The 2,659-nt window shown below is 59.7% G+C and carries 2 protein-coding genes and 1 pseudogene; 1 reads left to right on the top strand and 2 read right to left on the bottom strand.

From position 1 onward, the window contains the following. Positions 1-445 (bottom strand): ferritin-like domain-containing protein (locus EN914_RS31360; RefSeq protein WP_164779046.1); only part of this gene is annotated, 445 nt, incomplete at its 3' end. Positions 446-681: 236 nt separating this feature from the next. Here EN914_RS31360 and EN914_RS31355 point away from each other — a divergent pair. Further along, positions 682-2,391 (top strand): HAD family hydrolase, encoded by a 1,710-nt coding sequence (locus EN914_RS31355; protein ID WP_024505522.1) that lies wholly within the window; start codon positions 682-684, stop codon positions 2,389-2,391. Positions 2,392-2,437: 46 nt separating this feature from the next. Here EN914_RS31355 and EN914_RS31350 read toward each other — a convergent pair. After that, positions 2,438-2,659, bottom strand: a pseudogene (locus tag EN914_RS31350) (RidA family protein); the annotation flags it as partial.

The following is a 2,659-nucleotide window of genomic DNA, read 5'->3' as shown; positions in this document are numbered from 1 at the left end:
CCTGCTCTTCCTTGAGATTCTTGGCCAGCACATTGGCGCAGTCGGTGCGGCCAAGCTGCTTTGCCCAGGCGATGAGCGTGCCGTAGCGCGTCATCTCGTAGTGTTCGACGGCCTGCGCCGAAGCAATCAGCGCCGCGTCGAGAACCTCCTTGTCATCGACGTCACCGCTCACGTCGTCGGCCTCCTCGAGAATGCCGTCGATTGCCGGACAGTTGACCTCCTTGGCCTTGACGCCATGCAACTCAAACACCTGTTCGACGCGCTCGACATGGCCTCTCGTCTGATCGAGGTGCTTTTCAAATCCGGCTTTCAATTGCGGGTCGGTTGCCTTGTCGATCATCTTCGGCAGCGCTTTCTCGATCTGCTTTTCGGCGTAATAGATGTCGCGCAGCGTGTGCACGAAGAGATCGTCGAGTGTCTTTATGTCCTTCGAAAAGAAGCCCATGGCCTTACCTTTCATTGCGCTTGGTGTGGATTTCGGCGACGGGGTTTGCGCCGCCAACAAAGACCGGGACGGTTCCCGGCTTGTCTGGTCAACGTGCCGGCACCGAAGGAGTTCCTGATTTCCGAGGGCGGACCCGTTCCCCCTTCTCCAAGACCTGCGATCCGGTCGGTGGGGAGCCTTTGTCTCGATCACACGTTCTAGTCGCAGAGCAATCGGAACCGAGAAGGGTTGGCGGAATGTATTTCATTGCATTGGCGACTGACTATGACGGCACGCTGGCTCATGATGGGGTCGTCGCCAAGAAAACGCTCACTGCGCTTGAGCGGTTCAAGAAAAGCGGCCGCAAGCTGGTTCTCGTCACCGGGCGTGAACTGCCCGATCTCAAGGGCGTCTTTCCCGAGCTTAGCCTCTTCGACAAGGTCGTCGCTGAGAATGGCGCGATGATCTACACGCCGGCCAGCGAGGAAGAGCGGGTGATCGCCCCGCCGCCCGAGCCCAAATTCGTCGCCAGGTTGAAGAGGCAGGGCGTCAAGCCGCTTTCGGTCGGACGATCGATCGTCGCGACCTGGGAACCGCATCAAGCGACCGTGCTTGAGGTCATCAAGAAGATGGGGCTCGAACTGGAAATCATCTTCAACAAGGGCGCGGTGATGATCCTGCCGAGCGGCATCAACAAAGCCACCGGGCTCGCCGCGGCCCTTCAGGACCTTCGACTTTCGCCGCACAACGTCGTCGGCGTCGGCGACGCCGAGAACGATCATGCGTTCCTGCAAGCCTGTGGCTGCAGCGTCGCCGTCGACAATGCAATTCCGGCGGTCAAGGATACAGCCAACCTGGTCATGCGTGGCGCCCGAGGCAAAGGCGTGGAGCAACTGATCGCAAAGCTGATAAAGCGTGATCACGCGATAGTGCCGAAGCGCCATGACGGCATCGTTCTTGGATCATCTGGCGGCGACGATACCTACCTGTCGCCGAGCGACACGATCCTCATTGCCGGGAGTTCCGGTATCGGTAAATCCACCTTGGCCACCGCGCTGACCGAGCGCTTCGTCGAAAGCGGCTTTCAGTTTTGTGTCTTCGATCCCGAAGGCGACTATGATGGCCTCGAAGGCGCCGTTCGCCTGGGAGACGGCTCAAGCGCGCCGACAAAGGCGCAAGTGCTGGATCTGATCGCCAAGGCCGACAGCAACATAGTCGTCAATGGACTGGCCCTGCGGGTCGACGAGAGGCCGGATTTCTTTGCCGACCTGCTGCCTGGCCTCAGCAGTTTCCGCCGGCGCACCGCGAGACCGCACTGGCTCGTGATCGATGAAGCGCATCATCTTCTGCCCAAGCGGCGCGACGATACGCGGGCGGTTCTGTCATTGGAATTGCCTGGCACAATCCTGATCACCGTTCACCCCGAGGCGATCTCGACAGACGCCTTGCGCCTGGTGACAGCCATCATTGCGCTTGGCCCCAAGGCAAAGGACGTCGTGAAGGTCTTCTGCCGTGAAACCGGCATTGAGCCGCCGAAAGTCATCCCCAGCCCGAAAGGTGCGCGCGTGCTGTTCTGGCGGCCGCAGGCAGGCAAAAAAGTCAAGACGGTCAAAGTGGTCGAACCACGTCAGTCACTCAAGCGGCACAGCCGGAAATATGCCGAAGGCCAGCTCGACGAAGCCGGCAGCTTCTATTTCCATGGCCCTGAGAATGCGATGAATCTCAGGGCTCACAATCTGATGATCTTCGCTCAAATCGCCGAGGGCATAGATGACAAGACCTGGGAGTTTCATTTGCGCACCGGCGACTATTCCAAATGGTTTCGACATCAGATCAGGGACAAGGACCTGGCGCGCGAAACCGCCGAGGCGGAAGAGGACAAGACCCTGTCGGCGGAGGAGAGCCGCAAGCGGGTGCTTGATGCCGTGCGCCGCCGTTACACGGCTCCCGCCACAGCCCCGGAGTGACACGCGAGAGCCAAGGCAATCAAGCCAGCGCTGCATGCGAAATTCTTCAGTCAGGCAACGCCGCCACCGCGACAATTTCAACGACGATGTCGGCTTGCGCAAGCGCTGCAACTCCGATCACCTCCGAAGGCGGCGGGTTGTTATAGCTGCAGTGCTTCGGGCAATGCTCGGCAAAGAACTCGTCCAGTACGTCGAGACGAAAATTGGGTGAACTCAGAACGCCGCCATCGGGAAATGGCCCCTTGATGAAGAAGGTCAGCCGGATGAG

The organism is Mesorhizobium sp. M7A.F.Ca.CA.001.08.2.1 (assembly GCF_003998455.1).
In the GTDB taxonomy this organism is placed as follows: Bacteria; Pseudomonadota; Alphaproteobacteria; order Rhizobiales; family Rhizobiaceae; genus Mesorhizobium; species Mesorhizobium ciceri.
This window is presented reverse-complemented; position numbering and strand designations above follow the sequence as displayed.

Coding starts and splice junctions, on each gene's coding strand:
- EN914_RS31355 (WP_024505522.1), top strand. CDS start 682: ATGTATTTCATTGCATTGGCGACTGACTATGACGGCACGCTGGCTCAT.